Genomic DNA, 24,403 nt, shown 5'->3' on the forward strand with positions numbered 1-24,403 from the left:
AACTCATGCGCCGAGCTTTGCCAGCGCGTGCAGATCGCGCGCGACGTCGTCCAGCACCGGCTGCCATTGCGCGAACTGGCGCTGTCTATAAAGCGTGGCCGTCGGATACCACGGGCTGTCGCGCCTGCCGATCATCCACGTCCAGTACGGATTCACGTCGAGCAACACCCACGTGTGCTGACCGAGCGCGCCCGCCAGATGCGCCGCCGACGTACACACACTGATCACCAGATCGAGTTCGCTGACGAACGCGGCCGTATCGTCGAAGCTGCGCCATTCGTGCGTGAAGTCTTGCATTGGCAGGCCCGCTGCACGAGCCGCTTCGACGTCGGCCGTTGCGCCGGGCTGCAGCGAATAAAACGCCACGCCGTCGATTTCGCGAAACGCCTGCGCATAGCGCTGCGCGCCGACGCGTCGAAAACGGTTGCGTCCGTGATTCAGGCTGCCCGTCCACGCAAGCCCGACCTTCAGGCGCTTTTCACTGGCGAGCCGCGCGCGCCATGCATCGCGCAAATCTGCGTCCGCGCGCAGGTACGGCACCACGGGCGGAATCGATTCGATGCGCGTACCCAACATCAGCGGCGCGCTGACGAGCGGCAATTCGAAGTCGAACGGGGGCAGTGCTTCGACTTCACGCGCGGCGGAATACGCATCGACATGTTCGCCGAAGCTGCGCGGCAACAGCGCGCCCATCTGCCCAAACGAATTCCACACGATACGCCCGCCCTCGCGATGCACGCGCTGCGCGAGCAGCGGCATGAAGCGGCAAAACTGCAGCACGTCGCCCATGCCCTGCTCACCCCACACGAGCAAGGTCTTGCCCTTGAGCGATTCGCCGCGCCACTGCGGCCTGCCGAATGGCGGACGGCCGTTCGTCAGCATGCTGGCGGGATCGTTCCAGCGCGCCTCGTGCGCGGGCCAGCCTTCGGCATAGTTGCCGCGCAGCAGGTGCAGCACGCCAAGCCCTGTGCGCAGCGATGCGTTGTCGGGCGCGAGTTCACATGCTATCGCCGCATGCGTCAGCGCGTCGTCCCAACGTTGCGCTTCCTTTAGCGCCTGCGCGAGGTTGCTATGCGCCACGGCGCTGTTCGGATCGATCTCGACGGCGCACCTGGCGGCCGCGAGCGCACCGTCGAGATCGAAGCATGCGCGCCGCGCGCTCACCAGGTTGATCCACAGTGCGAAGTCCGATGGGTCCGCTGCGACGGCCGCTTCGAGCAATTGCCGTTCTTCGGCGGGATCGCCGCCTGTGCGGTTCAGTGCGATCGCGAGGTTCTTGCGCAGTTGGGGAAACGCGGGCTCGATCGCAAGCGCCTGGCGATACGGCGCGAGCGCATCGCGATGCCGGTTCGCCATCTGCAGCGCGTAGCCGAGCCGCACGCTCGCCGCCGCGCTGTGCGGTTCGAGTTGCGCGACCGTTTCGACGAGCGCGATGGCTTGCGCGATGTCTTGCTGTTCGAGTAGTTCAAGCATCAACCGGTCGATCGACACGCTATCCGTCGGGTACAGATATGACGCCGCTTCGAGCCACAATGCACTCGCGCGCACATCGCCCTCGGACTGCGCAGCGAGCGCACGGCGAAGGAAGGTCAGAAATGGATCGAAGGTTGGCGGCATAAAGGCGAAGTGACGAGTTGAACGATGCATTGCGTCGGCCGCGCCTGGCGCGCCGAGTCAGACATTCTCTGACTAACGGCGCGGCCTGTCGTAAAGAATCGTCAAGTGCCGAAGCGATAGCGACCGATGGATGCATCGTGCGCGGTCGTTCATGCGTCGTTTAAAGCCGTCCCATCAATCCCTCGCCCAACACAATCCCGTCCAGTTTGCCCTCTGATTTAAAGGGCAATCGCATCTAAAGCGATCACAGCCGCTAAAACTCCGCGACGCCGACGGCAAGCCCGAGAAGTACAACGACATGCCGCCTTGCCCCAGCGAGCCGTTTTGACGGACCGCAAAGCATGGCGCCACGAGTCTTAAGTCTCGTTTAATTCTTTCCTGTGAACATGCCGCTCAACATCCCTGTCCCATGCAGGACTGTTGTGCCGCTCGCCTACCGGCGGCGCTTTTTTATCCACCAGTGGGGCCTCCCCGACCGGAGACACACGATGGTTGAAGACACGGTGTTCGAACATTTACGCGCGCTGCACGGCAACGCTCAGACGCTGACCATCCGCAGCTGCACCGTCTCGCCGCCGATGCAGCACCCGTGGGGCCGTTCGTTCCGGCTCGTCGAATGGACCTTCAGGCACGACGTTGAATCCTTCCGGCGCGTCGTGCCTGCCGAGAGCACGCCTCGTCAGATTGCCGAAGCCGTAATGTCGCACGTGCCGGGGCGGCGCTTCTGCCAGCCTGGCGGATAGCTTGCGCGCCGCACAGCGCAAGGCGTTCGATTCGCTTGCCGCGGGCGCTGGACGCCGGGTTGCCGTTTTTCATCACGCAGTCCTCCACGCAGACATCGCCGGCCCTGTTTTGGCGGGCGGAAACACATTCCACGATCCGTCGTCGTGACGGAAAAAGAAGATCGACAGCAGCCCGTTGGGGCGCACCGCCTCGACGCACACGCAGCGACGATGCATCTGCGTGCGGCAGAAGCGCACCACGCGCGCGGGCATCGCGGGTGTCGGTGCAAGCCATTTGTCGACGGCCCAGTGCAGTGTTTTTCCGGTCGGGCTCATGGTGGTCTCCTTCGCTTTCCTGACTGCTTTTACGGCATTCGACGTTTCGAACTTCAATCGCCGGGGTTCAAATTCCAATGCTCATGCTGCGTTAACAACGGAGCGGCCGATTTTCATCCGGTTACCGACAAAAGCGCTGGCGAGGCACAGCAGCGCATGCATGCCGGTGCGCGGATGCGTGAGGCATGCATGGACTTGTTCGCTGCGGCTTTCGCCGAGCAGGCACCATGCGCAGAAGTGCTCGCAGTTGTTCGTCAGCAGGCGATAGTGGTTTTCGCCGAGGCGCGAACGGGCGCGCAGCACGGTTTGTTCAGCGGTGTACTTCGGGAACGGATGCGGGCGAACGGCGACTGCGTGACCGTCGGCGAAGGCTTCGAGCGCCACTTCTTCGACGGGGCCGCGATGCGCGGACTTCGCGAAACCTGCGTAGTGAATGACCTTGCCGCCACCGACGTAAATGCCGTGATGTTCGTAGCCGCGGCGTTGGGTGATCAGATGGGCACCGAGGGCGGGTTCGTCGCTGGAACCGTCGAGCACCACATCAGCCGATGCGTAAGCAGCCGCGCGGTTTGCACCTTGTTCATTGCGAGATTGTTGGAGGTTGCGGTTCATGGCTTTGCTCTGGGTTCCGGTTCAAAAGGCCAACACTGTTGCCGACTCTTTCGCATCATCCGGACCAGGCTATATAAGCCATTGATTTATCGATACATTTCAAGCAGACGCGTACTTTTCAGGGGGTCTGTGTAGGGTCACACCCAACAGAATTTCGAGCGGTTGTGTTGCGCACACACCATCACTTTCAGGTCCACGCTCCAGTGCATTACGCTGCAAAAATGTGTTGGTTGCCCCGTCTTTCGCAGCGGCGCGCTGTTGGACGACCGCCAACGTCCCGACGCGCTCGCGCGCGACGCGCGCACGCGCGTGTCCGCTCTATTCCGCGCCCAGCAAGGACGCACGAGAAAGCGCACATGCCCGCCGCGCATTGGCACAGCCCTTGCAAGTTATGTCGCAACTTCCTTTGACTTCCGGCCACGCGACGCGGCGGCCATTCTGGAGACACGCCATGGCTTCCATCACCATCAGCGACCTATCGCACAACCTCGCTCTGGATCGCAAGGCGATGTCCGCGATCAGCGGCGGCGGCGGTGCGCCGTGGGTATTCGGCTGGATCACGCCGTACGTGCATGACACGCCGAGCGTCGGACCCGTCGTAAACCTGTACGACATCACGAACAACTTCTATGCTAACCAGATGATCAATCAGTTCCAGACGGTTGATGTGAACAACACGGGCAACAACTCGAACATCACCGTTTCTCCTGACGCACGCAGCACGAACCGGGCTTAGATGCCGTGACCTGTACCAGTCAATTCCGGTGGGCGTCGGCGGCGCGTACGGACACGGGCCGGGTACGCGAGATCAATGAAGACGCCTGTCTCGATCAGCCGCAGCGCGGCCGCTGGGCCGTGGCTGACGGCATGGGCGGACACGACGTCGGCGATCTCGCCAGCCAGCTCGTGGTCGAAACGCTAGGCCAGTTGCCGGCGCAGGCGGGCATCAAGCATTGCATCGCCGAGGCGCGCACGCGTCTGCAGGACGCGAACCGCCAGTTGCGCGACGAAGCGAGCCGCCGGCAGGTGCAGCGCATCGGCACGACCGTCGTCGTGCTGCTCGCGTGCGACCGCTTTTGCGGCTATCTATGGGCGGGCGACAGTCGTATCTATCTGCTGCGGCAAGGGCAATTGCGACAGTTGACGCGCGATCACAGCCAGGTGGAAGCGCTCCGGCAGTCCGGTTATCTGACCGAGGAAGAAGCCCGCCATCATCCCGCGCACAACATCATCACGCGCGCGGTCGGCGCAACCGATCAACTCGAACTCGACGAAGACGCAATCGAAGTCGTGGACGGCGACGTGTTCCTGCTGTGCAGCGACGGCCTCAGCAATGAATTGACCAACGAAGAAATCCAGCAGACGCTCGCGAGCGTCGATTGTCTGCATGCGCCCGGCGAACTCGTCGACATCGCACTCTCGCGCGGCGGCCGCGACAACATCACGGCGGTGGTCGTGCAGGCAGAAGACCCGCAAGCAACCGACAAGACCTTGCTGAACCCGTCGCCCTGATCCGTTCCACTAGCCGTTGCTTCAATGCATCTCGGCTTCGTCATCCTCTTCCGTGTCGTCCTTGCGCGCATTCGCCTGCGCATGTGCGCGGCGAAAGTCCTTAGAATGCAGTCCGTGCTTCTTCAGCAGCATCTGAAGATGTGAACGGTTCATGTCGACGCGGCGCGCCAGTTCGGCGACCGTGCCGCCCACTTCCTGCAAGCCGCGTTGCAAGAAAGCCTTTTCGGCTTCGTCGCTGGCGGCGCGCTTCGCATCGCTCAACGACAACAGATTGGTCACGCTCGCCGCGCCGTTCGCGGCCTCGGTCGCTGCGCCGAATATCGACACCGACACGGGTGCCGTGGGCCGCATATCCACCGGCAAATGATCCACATCCGCGATGTCGCCCGCGAGGCACGAGATGCGGTACATCACGTTGCGCAATTCGCGGATATTGCCCGGATATGCATAGGTCAGCAGAAAGTCCCGCAATTTAGGGGTAATTCTCACTGGGCGCCGCTTGAGCGCGCCCGCCGCCTCGTCACCGAAGTACTGGATCAGAAGCGGAATTTCATCGCGCCTTTCGCGCAGCGGCGGCAAGGTCACATGAATGACGCTCAACCGGTAAAAGAGATCTTCGCGGAACGTGCCCTGCTCGCTCAGCTTGCGCAGGTTGCGATTGGTCGCGGCGACGATCCGCGTATCGACGCCGATCGGCTCGTCCGAGCCCACGCGCTGTATTTCATGCGCCTCCAGCACGCGCAGCAGTTTCACCTGCCCCGTCAAAGGCAATTCGCCGATTTCGTCGAGAAAGATCGTCCCCGTATGCGCGCTTTCGAACTTGCCTTTACGGTCGTTCGTCGCGCCCGTGAATGCGCCTTTTCTGTGGCCGAACAGTTCCGATTCCAGCAGGTTCTCCGGAATCGCACCGCAGTTCACGGAGATGAACGGCTTGTCAGAGCGGCTGCCGTTCGCATGGATGACCTTCGCCATCAGCTCCTTGCCCGTGCCGCTTTCGCCGTCGATCAGAACGGGCAGATCGGTCGGCGCCGCTTTCTCCGCGATTTCGAGCGATTCCAGCAGTTTCGGGTTATCGCCGAACGTGCCTTCGAAAATGAAGCTGCGCGCGAGCAACGCCTGCCGCCGCGCGCCGCGCGACAGGTCGCCGCGCATCGGCTCGACCACAGCCGCCTGAACGAAGCGCTCCTTGTGCGACATCTGCATGACTTCGTCGCGCAACGAACTCGCCTGTTTCAGGAGCTTTTCGATATCCGCGCGTTCGAGCCGCGACGACCAGCGCAGCGTCGAGCGCAGGATCTCGATCTTCTCGATCAACCCTGCGTAAGAGATGGCGGAGCCGGCTTCGTCAGGCTGCTGGTCAAGTATTTTCATCAGGCGCTCAATTGTTTCTGGACGAGCTGGTAGTACATGCCCTTCCGGTTGACCAGTTCCTCGTGACGCCCCTGCTCGACGATCGCCCCTTCATAGAGCACGAGAATCTTGTCGGCACGCATGATCGTACTGAGCCGGTGCGCGATGATGACGGCCGTGCGTCCCTTGAGGATTTCCTGCATGTTGCCGAGGATATTGCTCTCCGATTGCGTATCGAGTGCGGAAGTCGCCTCGTCGAACACCAGAAGGCGCGGATCGTGATACAGCGCGCGCGCAATGCACAGCCGTTGAATTTGCCCACCCGACAAACCAATGCCGCGCTCGCCGACCACCTGTTCGTAGCCGAGCGGCAGCTTGGCGATGAACGCGTGCGCGTCGGCCATCTTGGCCACTTCCTCGATGCGTCGGCGATCCGGCGTGTCGTCGCCGCTTGCGATGTTCTCGGCGATCGTGCCGGAAAACAGCAGGTTCGATTGCATGACATAACCGATCTGCGCGCGGAAGAATGCCTTGTCGATCACGCTGATGTCGTATCCGTCGACCGTCATCTTGCCGTCGCTCGGTGCATAAAAACCGACCAGCAGCTTCGCGAGCGTGGTCTTGCCCGAACCGCTGCGCCCGACGATCGCCACCAGTTCACCCGGCTTGATATCGAAGCTGATGTTCTCCAGCACATAGGCGCTGTCGTCGTCGCTATAGCGGAAGTAGACGCCGCTCAGGCTGATCTCGCCTTGCAGGTCGGGCAGCATCACGCGCGAAGGCAGGTCCTGGGGCTTCTGCTCGGGTTCGATATCGAGCACGTCGCCCAGACGCTCCATCGCGACGCCCGCGTCGTTGAGCATGCTCCACAAGCTGACGAGTCCCATCAACGGCGTCAGCACACTGCCCATGAAAGCGTTGAACGCAATCAACTGCCCGATCGTCATTTCGCGGGCGAGCACGAGATTCGCGCCGACCCACAGAATCGCAATCGTGGTCGCAGCATTCAGCAACTGGCTGATAAAGCCAATCAAAATGTTGAAAGCGTGAGCGCGGTATTGCACTTCGAGTGCCTTCGCGTATTTCTTTTCCCAGCGCAAGCGCACGGGCCGCTCGATGCCCATACCCTTCACTGTTTCGACGCCGGACAACGCTTCCATCAGGAACGATTTCGAATCCGTCCCGGCCGCGAACGTGTCGCGCGCGTAGTTTTTGATCTTCGGCGTCGCAATCAACGTGAGTGCCAGGATGGGAATGACGAAGGCGATCAGCACGAATGTCATCTTCGCGTTATAGAAGAACATGATCGCGAAGTAGATGAACACCATCAGCAGATTGAGTGCCGTCGTCACCGTCGATTCGGTGAGGAAGGCGCGTATCGTCTGGTTCTCCTGGAAGCGCGCAAAAATGTCACCCGTCTTGCGCTTGGCAAAGAACGAGAATGGCAGCGACATCGTGTGCCTGAAGAACTGCGACATCATCGCAAAGTCCATGTTGCGTACCATGAAGTTCGACAGGTACGCGCGAACCATCGACATCAATTGCGAGAACACGTTCGAAATGATCAGACCGAGTATCAGCAGATGCAGCAGGCTGACGTTCTGATGCACGATCACGCCGTCGAGGATGTTCTGAATGATCAATGGCGGTATCACGCCCAGCACCTGAATCACGAAGGTCGCGAGGAACAGGTTCATCAGAATCTTTTTATAAGGCGTCAGATAGCCGACGAAGCGCAGCCACGGCGAGCGCGACGCGGACAACTGCACGAGATTCGGCCCCGGCGTAAACAGCAGGCAGGTGCCGCTCCAACCGCGCTCGAAGTCTTCGAGACTCAGCTTGCGGAACCCCAGCGCGGGATCGGCGAGCCATACGCGATTTTTCGACACGCCGTACACGATGATGTAGTGATAGCCTTCCCAATGCACGATGAACGGCAGATCGAAGCCGCGCAGCGAATCGAACGTGCATTGCACGCCACGCGCCGTGAAGCCGAGCGACTCACCCGCGCGCGCCAGGCTGTCCAGCGTCGCGCCCTGCGTCGTCACGTTCGCGAGTTCGCGCAGCTTGCCGAGTGTCATCGGAATGCCGTAGTGCTTGCAGATCATCGCGAGGCATGCGGCGCCGCAATCCATTTCCTCGGCCTGCTCGACGAGCCCGAAGCGCCGAATCACGCGTTCGCCGAGTTCGGGCTTCGTATGCAGGTCGAGCCGCAACGGACGCTTGCGGCGCTGCTCGATGCGTTTTTGCCGGTCCAGTTCGCGGTCGGCGTATTTGATGCGCTCGTCGAGCACTTCGCGCAGCTTCGGATTGCGCTCCAGGATGAAATGCACGGTGCGCTCGGGAATCACGAGCAGCCGTGTGTCCGTCGTCGCAATCGCCGATGCCGTCTGCTCCTGTCGCATCAGGCAGGCCTTCTCGCCGAAAATTTCGCCTTCGCGCAGCGTCGCGAGCGTGTAGTCGGTGCCGTCCTCATTGCGCACGATGCGCACTTCGCCTTGCCGGACGACATACAGCCGTCGGTCGTCGCGCGCGTCCTGCTTGAGAATCTCCTTGCCCGCGCTGACTTTCTTGACGCCGACGCTGCGCACGTATTCTTCGAGCTCCTGCTTGTTCAGCTTGCCGCGCAAATCGAATAACTGCGCGACGAAACCGCCCGCCGAGTTGATCGCCACATAGCTCGCGACGAACGCCAGCGCCGCCTGATTGCCGGCGATGATCGGCTCCATCGCGGCGCGCGGAATGAACAGCAGCTCGGTCTTCCCCGAAGAGCGTACCGACGATTCATGCGAGTACGCGCGCAGCATCGCAATGTCGGCGAATACTTCGCCCGCTTTGCGCACGCCCATGCTGATCTCTTTGCCGTGCTCTTCGGTGAAGATGCGCACTGAGCCGGACTTGATCACACACAGGCCATCGGCGGGATCACCCGCGTTGCACACCGTTTCGCCAAACGAATAGAAGCGCGATTGCACATGCTCCGCGAGGCGTTCGAGTTCTTCGCGCGTGAACGGCGACAGAATCTCGACCGTCGAAAGAAAGTCGGCGATGGAAGGCGTGGTTTGCGGTGCATCCATGATGCTTGGGGTCCCCGTCAGCAGCGCGCGTCGATCAGAGCGCTTCGATGATGTGTTCCTGCGCGCGTGTCATCAGCCATTGTTCGCGCAACAGCCGCTTGATTTCCGACGCGACATCCTCGTCGAGTTGTGCCGGATATTTCGCCGTCACCGCAAAGATCTCGAAGCACGAGCGGTCCAGCGACGCAAACGGCCCGAGCAGATCGCCGACTGCCGCGTTGAAGATCTTCGCCTCGATATCGGGCTTCAGCGACCCACGCAGTACTTTGCCGATCACGCCGCCCGAGTCTTTCGTATCGGCAATCGAATGCTCGCGCGCCATTTCCGCGAACGCATCGGGATCGTCGCGCAGATAGGAGATCATTTCCTTCGCCTTGCCTTCGTCGTCGAGCAGAATGTGGCTGACCTCGATGGCATCGAACTTCGGCGAATTCATCGAAAAGTACTCTTCGATCTCGCCTTCGCTACCCACCTTGTCGAGCATCTTCTCCTGATACAGGCTGTCGGTGACGAACGTCTCGAACTCGTCGAGACCGACCTTCAGCGTGTCGAGATACTGGTTCATATCCGCCGCGCGATGCAGCCCGCGCACGCGCCGGAACTGGTCGGCGCGCTCCTGTATCTCGTCGGCGCTCACGGTCACGCCATGCTTCTTCGCGGCGTGTACGGTCAGCTTGTCGCGCACCATCTGCTCGATCAGGCTTTCGAACTGGCCCGTGAGTTTCAGTAGACGTATGAATTCGCCGACATCCACGACTTCATCATCGATTCGTACGATCGCGGTCATCTCGTCCGCTCCTCTAGTGACGGCCCGAACGAACGGGCGGCTGGCGGTTGTACTTTCGGCTACGCTTGCATTGCAGTGAGTTCTTTTGAAGCTATCCGGCCAGTTGCCTGAACGGGTCCAGCCCAAGATCGATCAACCGCCGCTCGCGCACGACGATTTCGGCGCTCGCCGTCATGCCGTATCGCAGCGGATAGCGGTTTTCCGCGATCTGGTAATAATTCCTGTCGAGCTGGACGCGGCCTTCGTAGACAGGCTGCTTGTCCTGCGCCGATGGCTTGGTTGCCGGCGAGATGTACGCGAGCGTGCCGTTGATCAGCCCATACCGCTGATACGGAAACGCGTTGAATTTCATCTTGACGGCCATGCCTTCGTGTAGAAACGCGCGGTCGCGCTCGGCGATCTCGATCTTCAGCACGGGGCGCGCGTCCTTCGGCGCGATGCCGCCGAGCGGCGCATTCGCCTGGATCTTGTCGCCCGTTTGCGTCGACGTCACGTCGGTAATCACACCCGAAGTCGGCGCGAGTATCAGCAGAAAGTTGTCCTTGTCGATGTTCTCGAAGCGGATGCGCGCAGCCGCGTCGGCGACGAGGCGTGCCGTCTGCAATTGCAGGCGCAGTTTCTCTTCAGTGCTGGTGATGTCGCGGATCAGATCGTCGTATTCAAGCTGCAGCTTCGTCGACTGCTGGCCACTCGTTTCGAGTTGCGCGTTGGCCTCCGCGTATTCGTGACTCAGCTTGAAGTCGAGTTCGGCGAGCCGCGATTGCGCGACACGGTACGCATTTTCCGCTTCCAGAGCGGTGTTGCGCTTCGCTTCAACCTGCAACTCGGCGACGCCGCCGCCACCTGGCTGCGCGAACAGACGCGTGTATTTGTCCGCTTCCTGGCGCGACGCATCGCGCGCGCGGCGTGCATTGTCGAGCGTGCTGCGCGCTTCTTCGAGTTGCGCTTTCTGGCCTTCCGCGAGCTTGCTCGTGCCTTCCGAAATACGATTCTCGTGCAGACGCTCTTCCACTTCGAGCTGATCCTTGAGCGCGGTCGCCTTGCGCTCCATCAATTCCTTCTTCTGCGGAAACTCTTTCCATTCGCGCTCGGCGTCGTCGAGCTTCAACTGTGCCTGCAGCGCGTTGGTTGCCGCTTCGATTGCGCCGCGTGCATTGAGCCGCGCGAGCACATCGCCCTTCGATACGGGTTGCCCTTCGGCGATATAGAGATCAGTGAGTTCGCCGTCGATCGGCGCATAAATGCGCCGCACGTCCGATTCCGGTGCGAGCGTGCCTTGCGCCGTGACGATCACGTCAGCGCGTCCGAAGAACGACCACATCAGGCCCGCGACAACGAGCGCGACCAGGGTCAGCACGAGCGCCTGCGCGATGCGCACGGGTTCCGCCGTGAGAATCGCAACGCCTTCGGCGCTGTGATCTTCGAGCGCTTTGTAAAGCGGCTCAGGGTGATTGTCGCGCTTCACTTTCGTCACTGCCTCCAATCAACGCAAGCTTCGATTTCAGCAAGCCGGGTTCGAGCACCATCCGCAATTCCTGCAGCGAGCGGCGCTGCAATTGCGTTTCCGCTTCGATGTCTTCGAGCAACTGATCCGAGCCTGCCGGATGCGGCGCCTTCAGTTGCGTATAAACGCGCATGCCCTGTTGCGCCGCCGTATTGGCGCCCGCCAGCAGAAGCGCCTGACTGCGAAAGCCCCCCGAGATGCCGGATTCCAGGCGCTGTGTGCCGCCGATCGAGCCATTCGCACGATACTGCCGCCACAATCCCTGTGCGCGATCTATCTGATCTTGCGCGCGCGCCAGCGCCTTGTCGCGCAGCGCATTGACGTCGCCCTGAACGGCGCGCACGAAGTACACGTCTTCGACGGGATCGAGACTGGCGTAAAACGACAGCAGTTTGTCGTCGCGATCTCCCGCACCACGGCTTTTCTGCACGTCGGCGAACTGGTCGAGCAGCGCCTTCTTGTGCGCGAACTCCGCTGCGATCACATCCGACCACGGGCCAGCGGGTATCGCCTGCAAGCCGGCCAGCGCCTGCTGGCTGTCGCCGCTTTGCCATGCGGCGCTCGCCGCGTCATGCTTCGCCACGACTTCCGCAGAAGGCAGACGGCTCGCGCTCAATTGCGCGTACTGCGACTTGAATGGCGGCGTCCTGAAGTTCGCCTTTTTCATCAATGCGAGCAGCGGAACGAGGTGCCGCGCCGTCATTTCGTTGAAGATGTCCGTGTACTGGCGCAAATCGCCACGCAGAGCATCCAGCCCGGCGAGCCGTGGATAGCGTTGCGCGTAATCGTCGAGCACGGCGGGCAGCGCATCTGGCTTGTCGCGTCCCAGTTCCGTCGCCACGGTCGAGTTGAGCCGGTCGATCGCCGCGAGGTACACGGAGTCGTCGCTTTGCAGCTTGCGCAGATGGCTCATCGCAAGCGCATAAGGCTCGGTGAATTCAGGCACGTACGACGCAATTCGGTCCAGAATCCGCTGATGCCCCTTTGCATCGTCTTGCCAACGCTTGAGCAGATTGTCGATACGCCCTTCGTCGCTATAGATGCGAATCGGCGCATCCGGGCCGCCCCGGCCGACGACAAAACGTTCAAGATCTCCAACCCAGTTCAACTGATTGATCAGCGCGAGCGCATCGGGATTGTTCTGGCTCGTCGCGCGCATGCCTTCGATCAACGCCGCGGCACGATCGAACTGTTTCACCTGCAACGCCGACAGCCAGCCGGGCACACGCGCCTTCATCAGCGCCTCACTCGCAAGCGCGCGGATCGGGTCGCTCGCGGGGTGACGCTGCAAAGACGACGTGCCAACTTCCGCCGCCGCCTCGTACTCTCCCGCCGCAAGCAGGCTCTTGATATCGCGCTCCGCCGCGCCGCGCAGGTACAGCGTGACGGCCAGTCCCGCAACGACAACCAGCACCACCAGTCCGCCCCATCCGACACGCCGCATCGTCGTGCGGTCGCCGGCCGCGAAGGTGCGCGTCAGTTCGCGCAGCAACAGTTGCCAGCGTCGGCGCGGACGGCGTGTCTGGGCTTCCGTCCCTTCGTCCGGCGTCAAGGGCGGCGCGTTTTCATTCACTTCGTCTTCGCGCTGCAATGCGCGATCGACGCAGAAGATATCGAGAAACGAATGCGCCGCGCCGACAAACGTGGTCTTGTCGGGATCTTCCGCGGGCATCGCCGCCACGGGCGCAGCTGCCGCAGGCGCAGCTGCCGCAGGCGCAGCTGCCGCGGGTGAAGCAGCCGCGGGCGCAGCCGCTGCGGGAACGCCCAGCGCGGCGGCGGGCGGCACCATCTGGGTCACGGTAGGCTCGATTTCGAACGACTTTTGCAGCGCTACCTGATAGACGAAATGATCGCCGCCGAATCCAACGACATCGCCGTTTTGCAATGCGACAGCCGATTCGCCGAGACGCTTGTAATTAAGGAACGTGCCGTTCGTGCTGCCGAGATCTTCGATCCACGGTTCGCCGCCCTTCATGAAGATATGAGCGTGGCGCCGCGAGATGTAGTTGACCTGATGCGGATAGCGGTCCTTGTAGCGCGAGAACAGTTCGTCCGTCTTGCTGACGAGAAACGGAAACGCAATGAGGTCGATGGGTTCGAGCCCCAGATCCGCGCGCTCCGGCTTCAGCGTGACAGTCAGATGCTGCACGCCGCGCGCGGATGCCGAACTGAATGGACGCGGCTCGATTGCGACGCGATACGTCAGATCACCGCCGAAGCACAGCTCATCGCCGGCACGCACACGCGACGGCGTCATCCGTACGGCAACGCCATTGACGGTCGTGCCGTTCTTGCTGTCGAGATCCGCCACATACACCGCACCATGCTCAGTAAAGATGCGCGCGTGACGCCGCGAAAGTCTGATGACCCGATCACGCGGATAGTCGGCAAACGGCGCCTCGCTGCGGCCGATCGCAAACAGATCGTCGACGATCCGAATGGGGCCGAGAGAAGGATGCGAGACGGGCAGCAACAGGACGTCGAACTCCTTGTCCAGAGCCGCCCGCATCTCAGCAATCGGAGCTTCGCCGGGATTCATCTCTTTGCATCACTAAGCGTGGACACGAACGGAGCGTTCGACAGACGCGGCGATTGAAGCATATTCGACGCAGCCGTCATGCTGACCGTATGAGCGGCTAATCAGGAATTTTAAGTCACGCATGGTGTTAGTCAATTATGGGTACGGCTAATGCGGTCTATATTCAGGCAACGGTTTTCACAGACTTCGTTTTAAGAACCGTGCCAGCTTTTCCTCTATTCGCCCGCGTCATGCACGCAGTACTGCCGCTTCATTGCTCGACCTCATTGCTTCACTTGTTTCTGCACATCGACAGCCGGCCACCCGCCGCCGAGCGCCTTGTAAAGCAGTACCGTGTCGGACAGTATTTGCTGGTGATTCGTCAGCAGATCGAGTTGCGCCTGCAGCAGCGTGCGGTCCGTTTCGAACACGTCCAGTTGAGACACCACGCCTTCGCGCAATTGCGACTGCATTTGCACGTTGACGACGCTCAGACGTTCCACTTCCTGTTGCAATTCGACGCGCTGCTGCTTGTGCGAGTCCAGATTGACGAGTGCGTTTTCCACTTCCTCGAATGCGCCCATCACGGTTTGCCGGTACTGCTGCTCGGCGACGGTGGTTTGCGCCTCGGTGGTCTTGACGTGGGCACGCACGCCAGGATCGAGTAGCGGAATATTGATGCTCGGCATGAAGCCGAACGTGAACGACTTCAAAAGATCGGACAGCGCGAAGCTCGCGGTGCCGCCATGGCCCGTCAGGCTGATGGTCGGCAATTGCGCCAGCTTGGCTTCGCCGACCAGGTTATACGCTTCGAGCACGCGCAATTCCGATGCGACGATATCTGGCCGGCGCGACAGCAGTTGCGACGGCAGCCCGCCCGGCACGGGCGGCTGTTGCACGCGCTGCTGCAGATGGCCGACGGGTACGGTGAATTCGCCGGCAGGCACGCCGATCAGCGTACACAGCGCGTTGTTCGCAATTTTCCGCGAACGGCCCAGATCGAGCAGATCCTTCGTTAGACGATTGACCTCCGCCTGTTGACGCATCACCTGCGTCTTCGGAACGAGGCCATTGCGGCTCATGCCTTCGAAGATCGAGAGAATCTTCTTGTTCTCGTCGACCATTCTCTGTTGCGCGTCGATCTGATCGTCGAACTGGAGAATCTGGAAATACGTGGTCGCCACGTTCGACACGAGTTCCAGATAACCCGCGCGCCAGTCGGCTTCCGTCGCGTGGAACTCGGCCTTTTGCGCCTGCACGCCCTTTTCGACCTTGCCCCAGATGTCGATGTCCCAGTTCACCTGGGCGGCTACGTTGTACTGCCGAGTGAACGGCTGCCCCGTGGTTTTCTGGAAGTTCGCGCCTGCGCCGAGATCGGCCGTCGGCAATGCACCCGCCTTCGCTTCGCCGATCTGCGCGCCCGCTACGTCGATGCGCGCGGCGAGCACCTTGATGTCGAAGTTGCCTTCGATCGCTTTCGCGATCAGCGTGTTCAGATACGGGTCCTGGAAGCCTTTCCACCAGTCGGGCACGATGGTGTCGGCGGGTGAAACGAGCGCGCCTGTCTTGTCGGACCACGACGGCTTGGCGGGCGTATCGGGGCGCTTGTAGTCAGCCATGTGAACGTCGACGCAACCGGCCAGCATGGCTGTGCAAACAGCAGCGGCAGAGATGACGCGAGCGACGGCGACAAACGAATCAGGCAACGCAGACACGATATTCTCCGATCATTTCCGGGTGTACTGCACGTGCAGAGCGCGCCTTTCAAGTAAAGCACGTCCAGCGCGGCATCTCTATCGATGTCGGCGGATTTCGTTCGGCGTGGAGTGCGTGCGGTGACGCGGCGGTCGTGTGGACAGGACGATTGGCTTCTGGATCTTTTTGACGATGCGTGACGAAGCAAACTTCGCGACCAGCTTCGGGATTTTCCCGGAACCCGCGGAGGCCGGTCCAGACCTCCGCGGGCATCGCCATGTACTTAGCTCACGGAGACGTTGTTGTTGGCCAGCATCGTCGGCGTGATCGTCGTGGTCAGGCCCGACGCGAACGCGTTGCCGCCGCTCACGTTGCTGATGTTCATTTGCTGCTGGATCATTTGCTGCACATCGCCGATGCGCTTGCTGAAGTCGAGATTGATGGCCGGGAAGTTCGGATAGGCAGCGAAGCCGCCGTGGACGGCCTTCATAGCCTTGAAATCGAGTTCTTCTGCAACGGACAGGTCTTTGATCATCAGTGCGCTCATGACAGTTCTCCTAAGAGGGAAGCGAGGCTTCGCCAGGGTGTTTCGGTTCAGGTTCAAGCATCTTGTCTGCTCGGGCCTAACAACGCATGGGCTGTGCCAGTTGCACTGCCAGCGCCGCGAAAAACCTGCAAAACCTTGCTGCCATTGGGCGACGTGTCAGAGACTATTTGCGCATACGAATTCGATGCGCGTCGATCCCGCTCTCTAGTGCCGCTATGTGGCCAACATCCGACTCAAAACTGTTGGTTCGAAAAAGACAGCACTGAATACGAATGTTGAGCACATCCGTTCGCTCACTTCGCGATTACCGTGATCTTCTTCGAATAGACGGGGGGATTGTGCGGAATGTGGTTCTCGTCGCCCATCAGCAATTGCAGCGTGTGCTTGCCGGGCGGCAAGATGACCATGGTTTCCGTTTCGCCCGCGCCGAAATGCAGATGCTGGCGGTCGGAAGGAATCTCCTGATCCGCCGGCGGCAAGTCGGTGTCGATCAGCAGATGATGATGGCCCGTGTTCGGATACTTCACGCCCTTGGGCGCGACGCCCATGTATCGCAAGCCGAACCACACGCGAAACGGCTTGTTGGCGGGCACGACCTGTCCGTCGTTCGGATAGCCGATGTACGCATAGGCATCCTTGGGCGCAGGCGTCGGCCCGGCGAATGCCACGTTCATCGAAGTGAGGGCGGTGAGGGCGGCAAGTGCCGCAGCGGCAACAACGATCCTGATCATGGCTGATGCTCTCCGTCTTGCGTCGTGCGTCTGGTGCGCCCTTGCGCCGGCGCAACGCTCGCGCGTGCTCACTTCACGATGATGGTGATCTTCTTCGAATAGACGGGCGGATTGTGCGGCACATGGTTGTAGTCGCCGAGCAGCAGTTGCAGCGTGTGCTTGCCGGGCGGCAGCTCAATGCGCGCGTCCGTTTCGCCTGCGCCAAAATGCAGGTGATTCCGGTCAGAGGGAATTTCCTGATCCATCGACGGCAGGTCCGTGTCGATCAGCAGATGGTGATGGCCTGTGTTCGGAACATTGACGCCTTTAGGGCAGACGCCCATGTTGCGCAAGCCCATTCGCACCCAGAGCTTGCCGCCTGTGATCACGGTGCCATCCGCCGGCCAGATGATGTAGACCTCGGCGCCAGGCGGCGCAGGCGTCGGTCCAGCGAACACCTGCGCGGAAGCCAGAAAGAGCGCGCCAATAGCCGCGAGCCTTATTCTTCTTTGCATTGCGCATTCTCCCAGGGAGGGTCAGTGCTGCTTGCTTCCGTTTTAGCTTAGGACGTAACTTGTTAAAAAGAAACGCCACGCTCGTTAACGTTCTGACGTTCTAACTGCGTGCTATCGTTTGTAAGGGTGGTCCAGGTAAATACGTTACGTGGGTATCGGGCGGCATGGCGGGCGGCGACTGTCCAGCTCGGGCCGGTTTGTCCGATGACGAGGTTCTATCAGAACTTCCAGAACAACCAGGATCTGAAAATGTGGCGAAAACTCCTGCTGGTATGCATGATCGGGGCACTCCAGATGCGAGAAGCCGACGCTCAACCGATGCCGCGCGGCGCGAGCGATGCCACTTCTCAAGCCGCCGCGAATAGTCTCTTTGCATTTCCCGCCGATGCGGCCAACCGCAAGGTCGCGCTCGTGATCGGCAACGCCAGCTATCCGGCCGGCGCGCTGCCGAATGCCGCGCGCGATGCGCAAAGCGTCGCCGGGTTGTTGCGCGCGCAAGGCTTCGATGTCGTCCTGCGCACCGATGCAACGGCGCCGCAGATGCGCGATGCGCTTGCCGAGTTCGGCCGACGCCTGCAGCCTGGCGGCACGGCGCTGTTCTATTTTGCAGGGCACGGCCTGCAGGCGGGAGGCACCACGCTGCTCACTTCCGCCGGTGCCGATCCGGGTGCGCCTGCTTCCTTGATGACGGCGAGCATCGACCTGTCGACGGTGCTCGACACGCTCGCGGCGCCGCGCAAGAACGCACTCAATCTCGTCGTGCTGGACGCATGCCTGACGCAACCGTTCGAGGCGGCCCGTCTCGCGACGCCGTTGCCCCCGCAAACATTGATTGCCTATGCGACGACGCAAGGCGCGCAAGCCGCCGACGGCACCCGTCATGGCATTTTCACGGGCGCGTGGCTGCGCGAGATGCACCGCGCGCCCGATGCGTTCGTCGATTCGATGTTCGCTCATGTGGCGCGACAAGTCGCAGATGAAACGCATGGCGCGCAAAGGCCGTGGCGCTTGTCGTCGTTGACGGAACCGGTGCGGCTTTTCGCTTCACGTCATGCATCGGAACATATTGAAGATGAGCCGAACGCAGTCGTCGCATTGAATAGCCGCGGCATTCTGCCGAAGGATAGCAACGAGCAATACGAGCTGACGTTCTGGGAATCGATCAAGGACAGCAATTACGCGAGCGATTACGAGGCATACCTGAAGGCGTATCCAAATGGCCGCTTTGCGACGCTCGCGAAGGCTCGGATCGACAGGATCAAGGCTTCCGGGCAAACAGCTCCGCCCGCCACCACGCACACAGCGCCGCCAGCAGCGCCGTCGCGTCCTGCCGCGGCTGCCGCGCCTGCGCCACAACCTGCGCCTGCACCCGCGCCCACACCGGCGCCGAAAGCGGCCGCAACGCCTGCTCCCGCACCTGCACCTGCCCCCACGCCTGCGCCAGCACGCGCCGCGACAGGCGGCGAGACCAAGGACTGCGCAGCCTGCCCGGCGATGATTTCACTGCCCGCAGGCTCGTTCACGATGGGCAGCAATTTCGACCCGTCCGAAAAGCCGCCGCATCACGTGACCATTTCAGCGCCATTCGCTATCGGTAAATACGAGGTGACGGTCGAGCAATGGAACGCATGCGCCGACGTCAACGGATGCCCGAAGCTGTCGCCCGAAAACAATTCCGTGAAGAACGCACCCGCACGCGATCTCAGTTGGGACGATGCGCAGGCGTACGTGAAGTGGCTGAGCAAGGTCACGGGCAAAGCGTATCGACTGCCTACGGAAGCCGAATGGGAATATGCAGACCGCGCGGGCACCACGACGAAATACTGGTGGGGCGACCAGATGCGCAAAGGCATGGCGAACTGCAAGGACTGCGGCGATCCATATCACAAGGAAGCGCCCGAGCCCGTCGGCACGTTTGCAGCAAATCCGAACGGCTTGTACGACATGAACGGCAGCGTCTGGGAATGGGTCAGCGACTGCTGGCATAACTCGTACCAGGGCGCCCCGAACGACGGACACGCGTGGGATTCACCCACCTGCAACACGCGCGTGATTCGCGGCGGCTCATGGCGGGAAGGCAACGACTACATGCTTAGCTCGACGCGCTTCAAGTACAGCCAAAGCGTGCGCCAGTCGCAAGACGGCTTTCGGGTGGTGAAAGAACTCAAGTGACCTGATATGCAGCAAAGCGCGCGCCCTTCAATGCGCGCGCGCCTTGCTCGTGATCTGCGCGAAGTCCGCGACGATACGGTCTTGCCCATATTTGGAGGCAAGCTGCTTGAGCCGCGTATCGAGCGCGCGCAGATAGTCCGTGCGCGACTCGCTTTCGGGCCGTGGCGTATCGAAGAGCGGCGCGGGCGTGATCAGCAGAACGACCAGTTCCTGACCGAACGGCTTCGAGACGACCCAGTCGCCGCCGCTGCCGATCGTCGCCGAGTAATGCGCGGGCGCCTGGTTATCCTTCGCGCGCGGCCCCGGCACCATGTGTACGACGCTGCCGTCGAGCACGTAGTAGTCGATGTTCACATACGAGTCGAAGCCGGGCGTTCGCACGTCGACCACGAGAGGATCGCCTTCCGTCAACACGCCGTTCGGCATACGCGCGGTCAGCGACGCGATATGCCCCGCCTGCCAGTTGCGCGTCCAGTAAGAACCGAGTTCCTTTAGCACCTCGCATTTGTCGCTGCTCACGTGCTGCACGTCGACCTTGGTCGACGCCACGCCGGGCAATGTTGCAAGACGCTCGTTGACCTGCGCCTCGCCGTGTTGCGGCACGAATCCGCGCACCTGTACCGCGCGATCCTGAATCGAAGCGGCAAGCGCCGAGCACGGCAATGTCGCGAGCGCCGAAGTGACGGCGGCGAGCGTCGGCGGGGCTGGCGTGACGGGCGCTGGCGGTGCGGATGTAACGGCAGGCGGCGACGGGGTAACAGGTGTGATGGGCTGAACGGGCGCGGCGGCGCTGGCCTCGGATGCCGGGCTCACCTGTAGCGCCGCATTCTCCTGCTCCAGAGTCCGCGAAGCACGATAGAAGTACAGCGCGCCGCCTGCCGCGCAAGCGAGCGCGAGTCCCGCAACACCCGACTTCATCAGCATGCCGGTGCGATCGACATTGCGCCCTGACGACTTCGACGCCGACGCGCGTTCCTGCGCGCCGAATTCTTCGACGAAGCGCGACACCGTCGGCGTGCGCGACTTGCGGTCGAAGGCGAGCGTCGCACGCAACGCGCGCCATTGTCGGTTGCTCAGGTTCTCGGGCCGCTGCGGTTGCCGGTTCGACGCGCGCGCCTGTGTCGCCGACTGACGGTCGAACGGATGACGGCCCGTCAAAAGCTCGTAGGTGATGCAGCCTAGCGCGTAGATGTCGTCGCGTGGATCGGGTTCGAGATGCTCGAGCATTTCCGGGCTTGCATAGGCTGGCGTCAATGCGCCGAGGCTGCCGGGATCGAACACGGTTGCGTCGCTTTCTTCTTCAGGCCGCTGAAAGACGCGCGCGATGCCGAAGTCGATCACCTTGACTTCGCCCGTATCGGTCAGAAACACGTTGGCGGGTTTGAAGTCGCAATGCACGAAGCCGCGCTCATGCGCGTACGCCAGCGCGCTCGACATGCCGCGCACGATCGGCAATGCGGACTGAACGGGCATGCCCTTGAAATCCTGCGTACGCAAAATCTGGCTGAGCGGCTTGCCGGACAGGTATTCCATCGTCAGATAGACGATGGCGCCATCGCGGTCGAAATCGTAGACGGTGACGATATTGCGGTGCGCGAGTACCTGCGCCTTGCGCGCTTCGCGCTGCAACGCGATCAGCGACTTCGGGTTGCCGCGGAACTGCGTGTTCAGCACCTTGATCGCGAGATACGGCTTACGGTCCGACGCTTCGAGCTTGCGCATATCGAGCGCCTTGTAGACGGTGCCCATCCCGCCTACGCCAAGACACTCTTCGAGCACGAAGCGGTTGTTCAACGTGTCGCCCGTGCCTTTCACCTGATCGAGTCCGGACCCAACTGCATCGCTGCTACGCGCGGGCGGCGGCGGCGGTGGGGGCTCGGCCACCGTTTGCATGCGCGTTTCCTCGCCGCCCGCCGCGGCAAGGTTCGAAACGGGCATCTGTTCGATTCGGCGGCGCACTTCCGCGTAGAGGGCAGGAGGCAGCGGCTTCCTGATGTGCGCTTCGCCGAGTATTTCGAGCAGACGTGCCGAACCGACGCCTTCCGTTGTGAGCGTGCTGTCGAGTTGAGCGACGAACGCGTCCTGCGTGAGCGCGCCGCTCTGAAAGTCCCGAATCACGTGCGCAAGGCTAGCCATGTGTTCAAAGCGATGCAGCTCCCGATGGTCTGAGGATTTCCCTGTCGTAACCAATTACATGTGCTCGTTCGATAGTAGCCCGCACGTATGCCTTTCGCAAACCAGGATTGGCCCGCGACACGACGGGCGTCGTGTGGCTCCTGGCCGCGTTGTCCGGCCCAACAGCGTCTCGCCGTCCACCCCATTTGGCGCGAAGCCCTGTACATGAAGGCCTCAGCGTCTTTTTTTCCCCTTCGCCTACATGATCAAGCTCGACTTCGACAACAGCAAGACGGTCGATGCCCGGCAGCTTGTAAACCAAGGCCTGAACATCAGCAACGTGAGCAACGACAACAACGCGTTCGTTTCAAATCTGCCGACCACGCTGTTGTTCAGCGTCTCGACGCGTCGTCGGGCCTCGCGTCAAGGTGCCGAACCTCCTCACAGCGTCCGCAATGCTCGCCAGCGCACACCGCATCGAGCCTGAATTACCTATACTGGTTGTTCGAGACATACGCGTTGCCGTCATCGACCGAAGCGCGCAGCCATCGCGACGGCGCCACGCGACATTTCTTATGGAACAGCCATGTCCAAGCTACTCATCAAAGATCTTCCCGAAAGTGTCGAACTCGATCGCGCCGCGATGACCGCTATCGTCGGCGGCGCACGAACGGGCGGACGCTTCTTCGGCGTCAGCGCGCAGGCGTTGCCGGCGGCGACGCGCGTCGTCGACTATCCCGTGGGATTCCCTACGGCTGCGCGCCAACCTGTCGACGAACGCATACCCCCGCAGAGCCTTTTGCGCAAATAGCGCTTGCCTTTAAGGAATTCGTCAGTCGCTTCTTTCTCTTGACGTGCCGCTTGCCGGATGGCTTGCGGCACGCGTTCGCGCGCGCGTCTGTTTGCCTGTTGCCCTCTGGCCGTCTGTTTTATTCCGCCAACTTTCCGTGCTTGACGGTATGGCCTTCGCTAAGACTTCTGCGTTCAGCCGATGGGCAACCGGTCGTATACGCGCGAACGCCGCTGGTTATTCCCTTGCGGGAGGGTGCTTTTCAAGGCGCAATGTAAGTGCGGGCGTCGCAGCCCCTGACTCCCAAACATGCCTGGCGAGCGCGGCGAGCCGCATAGGCCCGCATAGGTGCCGCGGGGCGCCGGGCCACGCTACCTGCCGGCGGCTTTCAGCTCAACCAGGCGCTGCGCAACGAGCCGCTGCAAACGCCATAGGTTGGCGTCCCGGATGCCAAGACGTTCAAGGTGGTCAACCGTCTGCATGAGGTATTCGGCACCCGATCCCCAGTGGCCGACCGCCTTGTACAACACGGACGCGATCTCCTCGTCGGTCAACCCGGCCACAAAGTTGCGCCCCTTGCGATCGGCGGTAAACGCAATGGCGCGCACGGCGGCTTGCCCCGCTTTCGCGGTAACCCATCGTGGCGGACTGGTCGGCGGCTTGACGGTCATTTCCCGTCGCCATAGCTTGTGCAGATCCGCGAGGACCCGGTGCCCAGCAATCCGATATAGGGCGCCACGGCAGCTGCCACCTGGAACGAGTGACATCATCAACCCCGGCTGGTCGGGGGTGCCGCGAAAGCGCGTTAGCCGAATGCAGAACGCACGGTGCCAGCCGTGTAATACCGCTGCAACCTGCTCTTCAACTTCGAAGGGCCGATTCCACAGCAACGAACCATAAGCGAACAGCCAGATGTCCTCTCCTTGCCAGGCACCCGTATGGAGTACCGCCTGCAGTGACGCCTCGTAATCTTCATCCGTGTGGACGATGACGCCGGGGGCCGGTCCGCTGTCTTCCATCTTGCACGCAACCAGTGACACCAACTCGGGGGTCAGACGCAGAGGGACTGAACGCTGGCGACGTGTAGTGGAAGTCTGGTCCATCTGTTACTCCCTCGGGAAGCAAACGAGGCCGGGCATCGTTAAACCCGCCAGCGGGCGATCAGGTACAGGCTTTCAAAGGACTGACCTGATTCTCTCGATAGTCCCGGCAGCCCGGCTTTGTGCCGCTCCCGAATGTCACGCCGCGGAATCTCGTCGTCCCAAGCCATGGCACTCATCCTCCATCCTCGGCAGCGAACGGTCAATTCCGGAGAATTGACGCACTTCAAGGAAGTCGAACTCGCTGCGATCACTGAGTGGTTCGGGACCGTCGCGCATCGCTTACGGCCGAGATGATCTGCTCAAGTGCGCCTCGGAGCGCCAGTCGCAGAACTCATTGAGATGGCGGCATTGCGTGCTGTTCGGTTAAAGCGGACAGCTGCGCGATTATCTGTTTGCCAGCAGCAGACGTTCATTTGTCGTCTGGTCGCCTGAAAATCCGCGTTCAAAAAATCTACAAGATTAAATCTCCTTTAGTTTCATATGGTTATCTTGCTATTTCGGAGCTCCGCACATGACTGGCACACCCTGTGCATATGTAGCAGCGAGCGCAAACAAATCGTGCTCTTCCAACCCGAAGCAACTGATCCAGGAGATTGACCATGGCTACGCTGACCATCAAAGACCTTTCGCATAACGAAGAACTTTCCGTCGAAGCACTCGCCTCCGTGCGTGGCGGCAGCAACTACAACGTCGGCAACGTGAACGCCGCATTCGGCGGTGG

21 protein-coding genes are annotated in these 24,403 nt (G+C 61.5%); 6 read left to right on the forward strand and 15 right to left on the reverse strand.

Annotated elements, in window-relative coordinates; all coding sequences use genetic code 11:
• Positions 1–3: 3 nt before the first annotated feature.
• On the reverse strand, positions 4–1,647 hold the full coding sequence (locus BLT65_RS08650) for a tetratricopeptide repeat protein (protein ID WP_425273109.1): 1,644 nt from the start codon (positions 1,645–1,647) through the stop codon (positions 4–6).
• A gap of 458 nt (positions 1,648–2,105) precedes the next feature.
• Here BLT65_RS08650 and BLT65_RS08655 point away from each other — a divergent pair, with 458 nt between their 5' ends.
• Complete coding sequence (locus tag BLT65_RS08655; protein ID WP_007581331.1) at positions 2,106–2,360, forward strand: DUF2866 domain-containing protein; 255 nt, start codon at positions 2,106–2,108, stop codon at positions 2,358–2,360.
• Positions 2,361–2,432: 72 nt separating this feature from the next.
• Here BLT65_RS08655 and BLT65_RS08660 read toward each other — a convergent pair whose 3' ends face one another.
• Both BLT65_RS08660 and BLT65_RS08665 read right to left on the reverse strand, forming a co-directional pair.
• A complete protein-coding gene (locus tag BLT65_RS08660) occupies positions 2,433–2,675 on the reverse strand; it encodes a hypothetical protein (RefSeq protein WP_042315245.1) in 243 nt (80 codons plus the stop codon).
• 81 nt (positions 2,676–2,756) lie between these two features.
• The gene (locus BLT65_RS08665) at positions 2,757–3,287 is read right to left on the reverse strand and encodes a lecithin retinol acyltransferase family protein (RefSeq protein ID WP_091776918.1); all 531 of its coding nucleotides are present in this window, start codon (positions 3,285–3,287) and stop codon (positions 2,757–2,759) included.
• Between the two features lie 451 nt (positions 3,288–3,738).
• Here BLT65_RS08665 and BLT65_RS08670 point away from each other — a divergent pair, with 451 nt between their 5' ends.
• Positions 3,739–4,023 (forward strand): hypothetical protein, encoded by a 285-nt coding sequence (locus BLT65_RS08670; protein ID WP_042315227.1) that lies wholly within the window; start codon positions 3,739–3,741, stop codon positions 4,021–4,023.
• 5 nt (positions 4,024–4,028) lie between these two features.
• A complete protein-coding gene (locus BLT65_RS08675) occupies positions 4,029–4,799 on the forward strand; it encodes a PP2C family protein-serine/threonine phosphatase (protein ID WP_042315229.1) in 771 nt (256 codons plus the stop codon).
• A 21-nt stretch (positions 4,800–4,820) separates the two neighbouring features.
• Here BLT65_RS08675 and BLT65_RS08680 read toward each other — a convergent pair whose 3' ends face one another.
• The 9 genes from BLT65_RS08680 to BLT65_RS08720 all read right to left on the reverse strand — a co-directional run bounded on the left by BLT65_RS08680 (position 4,821) and on the right by BLT65_RS08720 (position 17,502).
• A complete protein-coding gene (locus BLT65_RS08680) occupies positions 4,821–6,173 on the reverse strand; it encodes a sigma-54 interaction domain-containing protein (protein ID WP_042315230.1) in 1,353 nt (450 codons plus the stop codon).
• Positions 6,170–9,226: a peptidase domain-containing ABC transporter gene (locus BLT65_RS08685; protein WP_091776920.1), complete on the reverse strand. Its 3,057-nt coding sequence runs from the start codon at positions 9,224–9,226 to the stop codon at positions 6,170–6,172. Before BLT65_RS08685 ends, BLT65_RS08680 begins: the two co-directional genes overlap by 4 nt.
• 34 nt (positions 9,227–9,260) lie before the next feature.
• On the reverse strand, positions 9,261–10,013 hold the full coding sequence (locus tag BLT65_RS08690) for a peptidylprolyl isomerase (protein WP_042315233.1): 753 nt from the start codon (positions 10,011–10,013) through the stop codon (positions 9,261–9,263).
• A 91-nt stretch (positions 10,014–10,104) separates the two neighbouring features.
• On the reverse strand, positions 10,105–11,478 hold the full coding sequence (locus tag BLT65_RS08695; RefSeq protein WP_091776923.1) for a beta-barrel domain-containing protein: 1,374 nt from the start codon (positions 11,476–11,478) through the stop codon (positions 10,105–10,107).
• Positions 11,456–14,056, reverse strand: coding sequence for an FHA domain-containing protein (locus BLT65_RS08700; RefSeq protein WP_091776926.1), 2,601 nt, complete (start codon positions 14,054–14,056; stop codon positions 11,456–11,458). The genes BLT65_RS08695 and BLT65_RS08700 overlap by 23 nt, the downstream gene beginning before the upstream one ends.
• Before the next feature lie 263 nt (positions 14,057–14,319).
• Positions 14,320–15,681, reverse strand: coding sequence for an efflux transporter outer membrane subunit (locus BLT65_RS08705; protein ID WP_244186462.1), 1,362 nt, complete (start codon positions 15,679–15,681; stop codon positions 14,320–14,322).
• A 332-nt stretch (positions 15,682–16,013) separates the two neighbouring features.
• Entirely contained in the window at positions 16,014–16,277 is a 264-nt protein-coding gene (locus BLT65_RS08710; RefSeq protein WP_042315237.1) for a hypothetical protein, read from the reverse strand.
• A 293-nt stretch (positions 16,278–16,570) separates the two neighbouring features.
• Entirely contained in the window at positions 16,571–17,008 is a 438-nt protein-coding gene (locus BLT65_RS08715; protein ID WP_091776932.1) for a DUF4399 domain-containing protein, read from the reverse strand.
• Positions 17,009–17,076: 68 nt separating this feature from the next.
• The gene (locus BLT65_RS08720) at positions 17,077–17,502 is read right to left on the reverse strand and encodes a DUF4399 domain-containing protein (protein WP_007733396.1); all 426 of its coding nucleotides are present in this window, start codon (positions 17,500–17,502) and stop codon (positions 17,077–17,079) included.
• Positions 17,503–17,751: 249 nt separating this feature from the next.
• On the opposite strand from BLT65_RS08720, the gene BLT65_RS08725 reads away from it, so the two are divergent.
• Positions 17,752–19,674 (forward strand): SUMF1/EgtB/PvdO family nonheme iron enzyme, encoded by a 1,923-nt coding sequence (locus tag BLT65_RS08725; RefSeq protein ID WP_244186457.1) that lies wholly within the window; start codon positions 17,752–17,754, stop codon positions 19,672–19,674.
• Positions 19,675–19,701: 27 nt separating this feature from the next.
• On the opposite strand, the gene BLT65_RS08730 is transcribed toward BLT65_RS08725, so the two are convergent.
• Entirely contained in the window at positions 19,702–21,810 is a 2,109-nt protein-coding gene (locus tag BLT65_RS08730; RefSeq protein WP_091776936.1) for a serine/threonine protein kinase, read from the reverse strand.
• Positions 21,811–22,051: 241 nt separating this feature from the next.
• Between BLT65_RS08730 and BLT65_RS08735 the strand changes: the two genes are divergently transcribed.
• Both BLT65_RS08735 and BLT65_RS08740 read left to right on the forward strand, forming a co-directional pair.
• Positions 22,052–22,276, forward strand: coding sequence for a hypothetical protein (locus BLT65_RS08735; RefSeq protein ID WP_091776938.1), 225 nt, complete (start codon positions 22,052–22,054; stop codon positions 22,274–22,276).
• A 99-nt stretch (positions 22,277–22,375) separates the two neighbouring features.
• Positions 22,376–22,600, forward strand: coding sequence for a hypothetical protein (locus tag BLT65_RS08740; RefSeq protein WP_042315242.1), 225 nt, complete (start codon positions 22,376–22,378; stop codon positions 22,598–22,600).
• Positions 22,601–22,950: 350 nt separating this feature from the next.
• Here BLT65_RS08740 and BLT65_RS08745 read toward each other — a convergent pair whose 3' ends face one another.
• A complete protein-coding gene (locus BLT65_RS08745) occupies positions 22,951–23,682 on the reverse strand; it encodes a gamma-glutamylcyclotransferase (protein WP_091776940.1) in 732 nt (243 codons plus the stop codon).
• Between the two features lie 38 nt (positions 23,683–23,720).
• Positions 23,721–23,849 (reverse strand): hypothetical protein, encoded by a 129-nt coding sequence (locus BLT65_RS48385; protein WP_279634444.1) that lies wholly within the window; start codon positions 23,847–23,849, stop codon positions 23,721–23,723.
• Positions 23,850–24,403 lie beyond the last annotated feature (554 nt).

This window comes from Paraburkholderia steynii (assembly GCF_900100565.1).
Taxonomy (GTDB): Bacteria; Pseudomonadota; Gammaproteobacteria; order Burkholderiales; family Burkholderiaceae; genus Paraburkholderia; species Paraburkholderia terrae.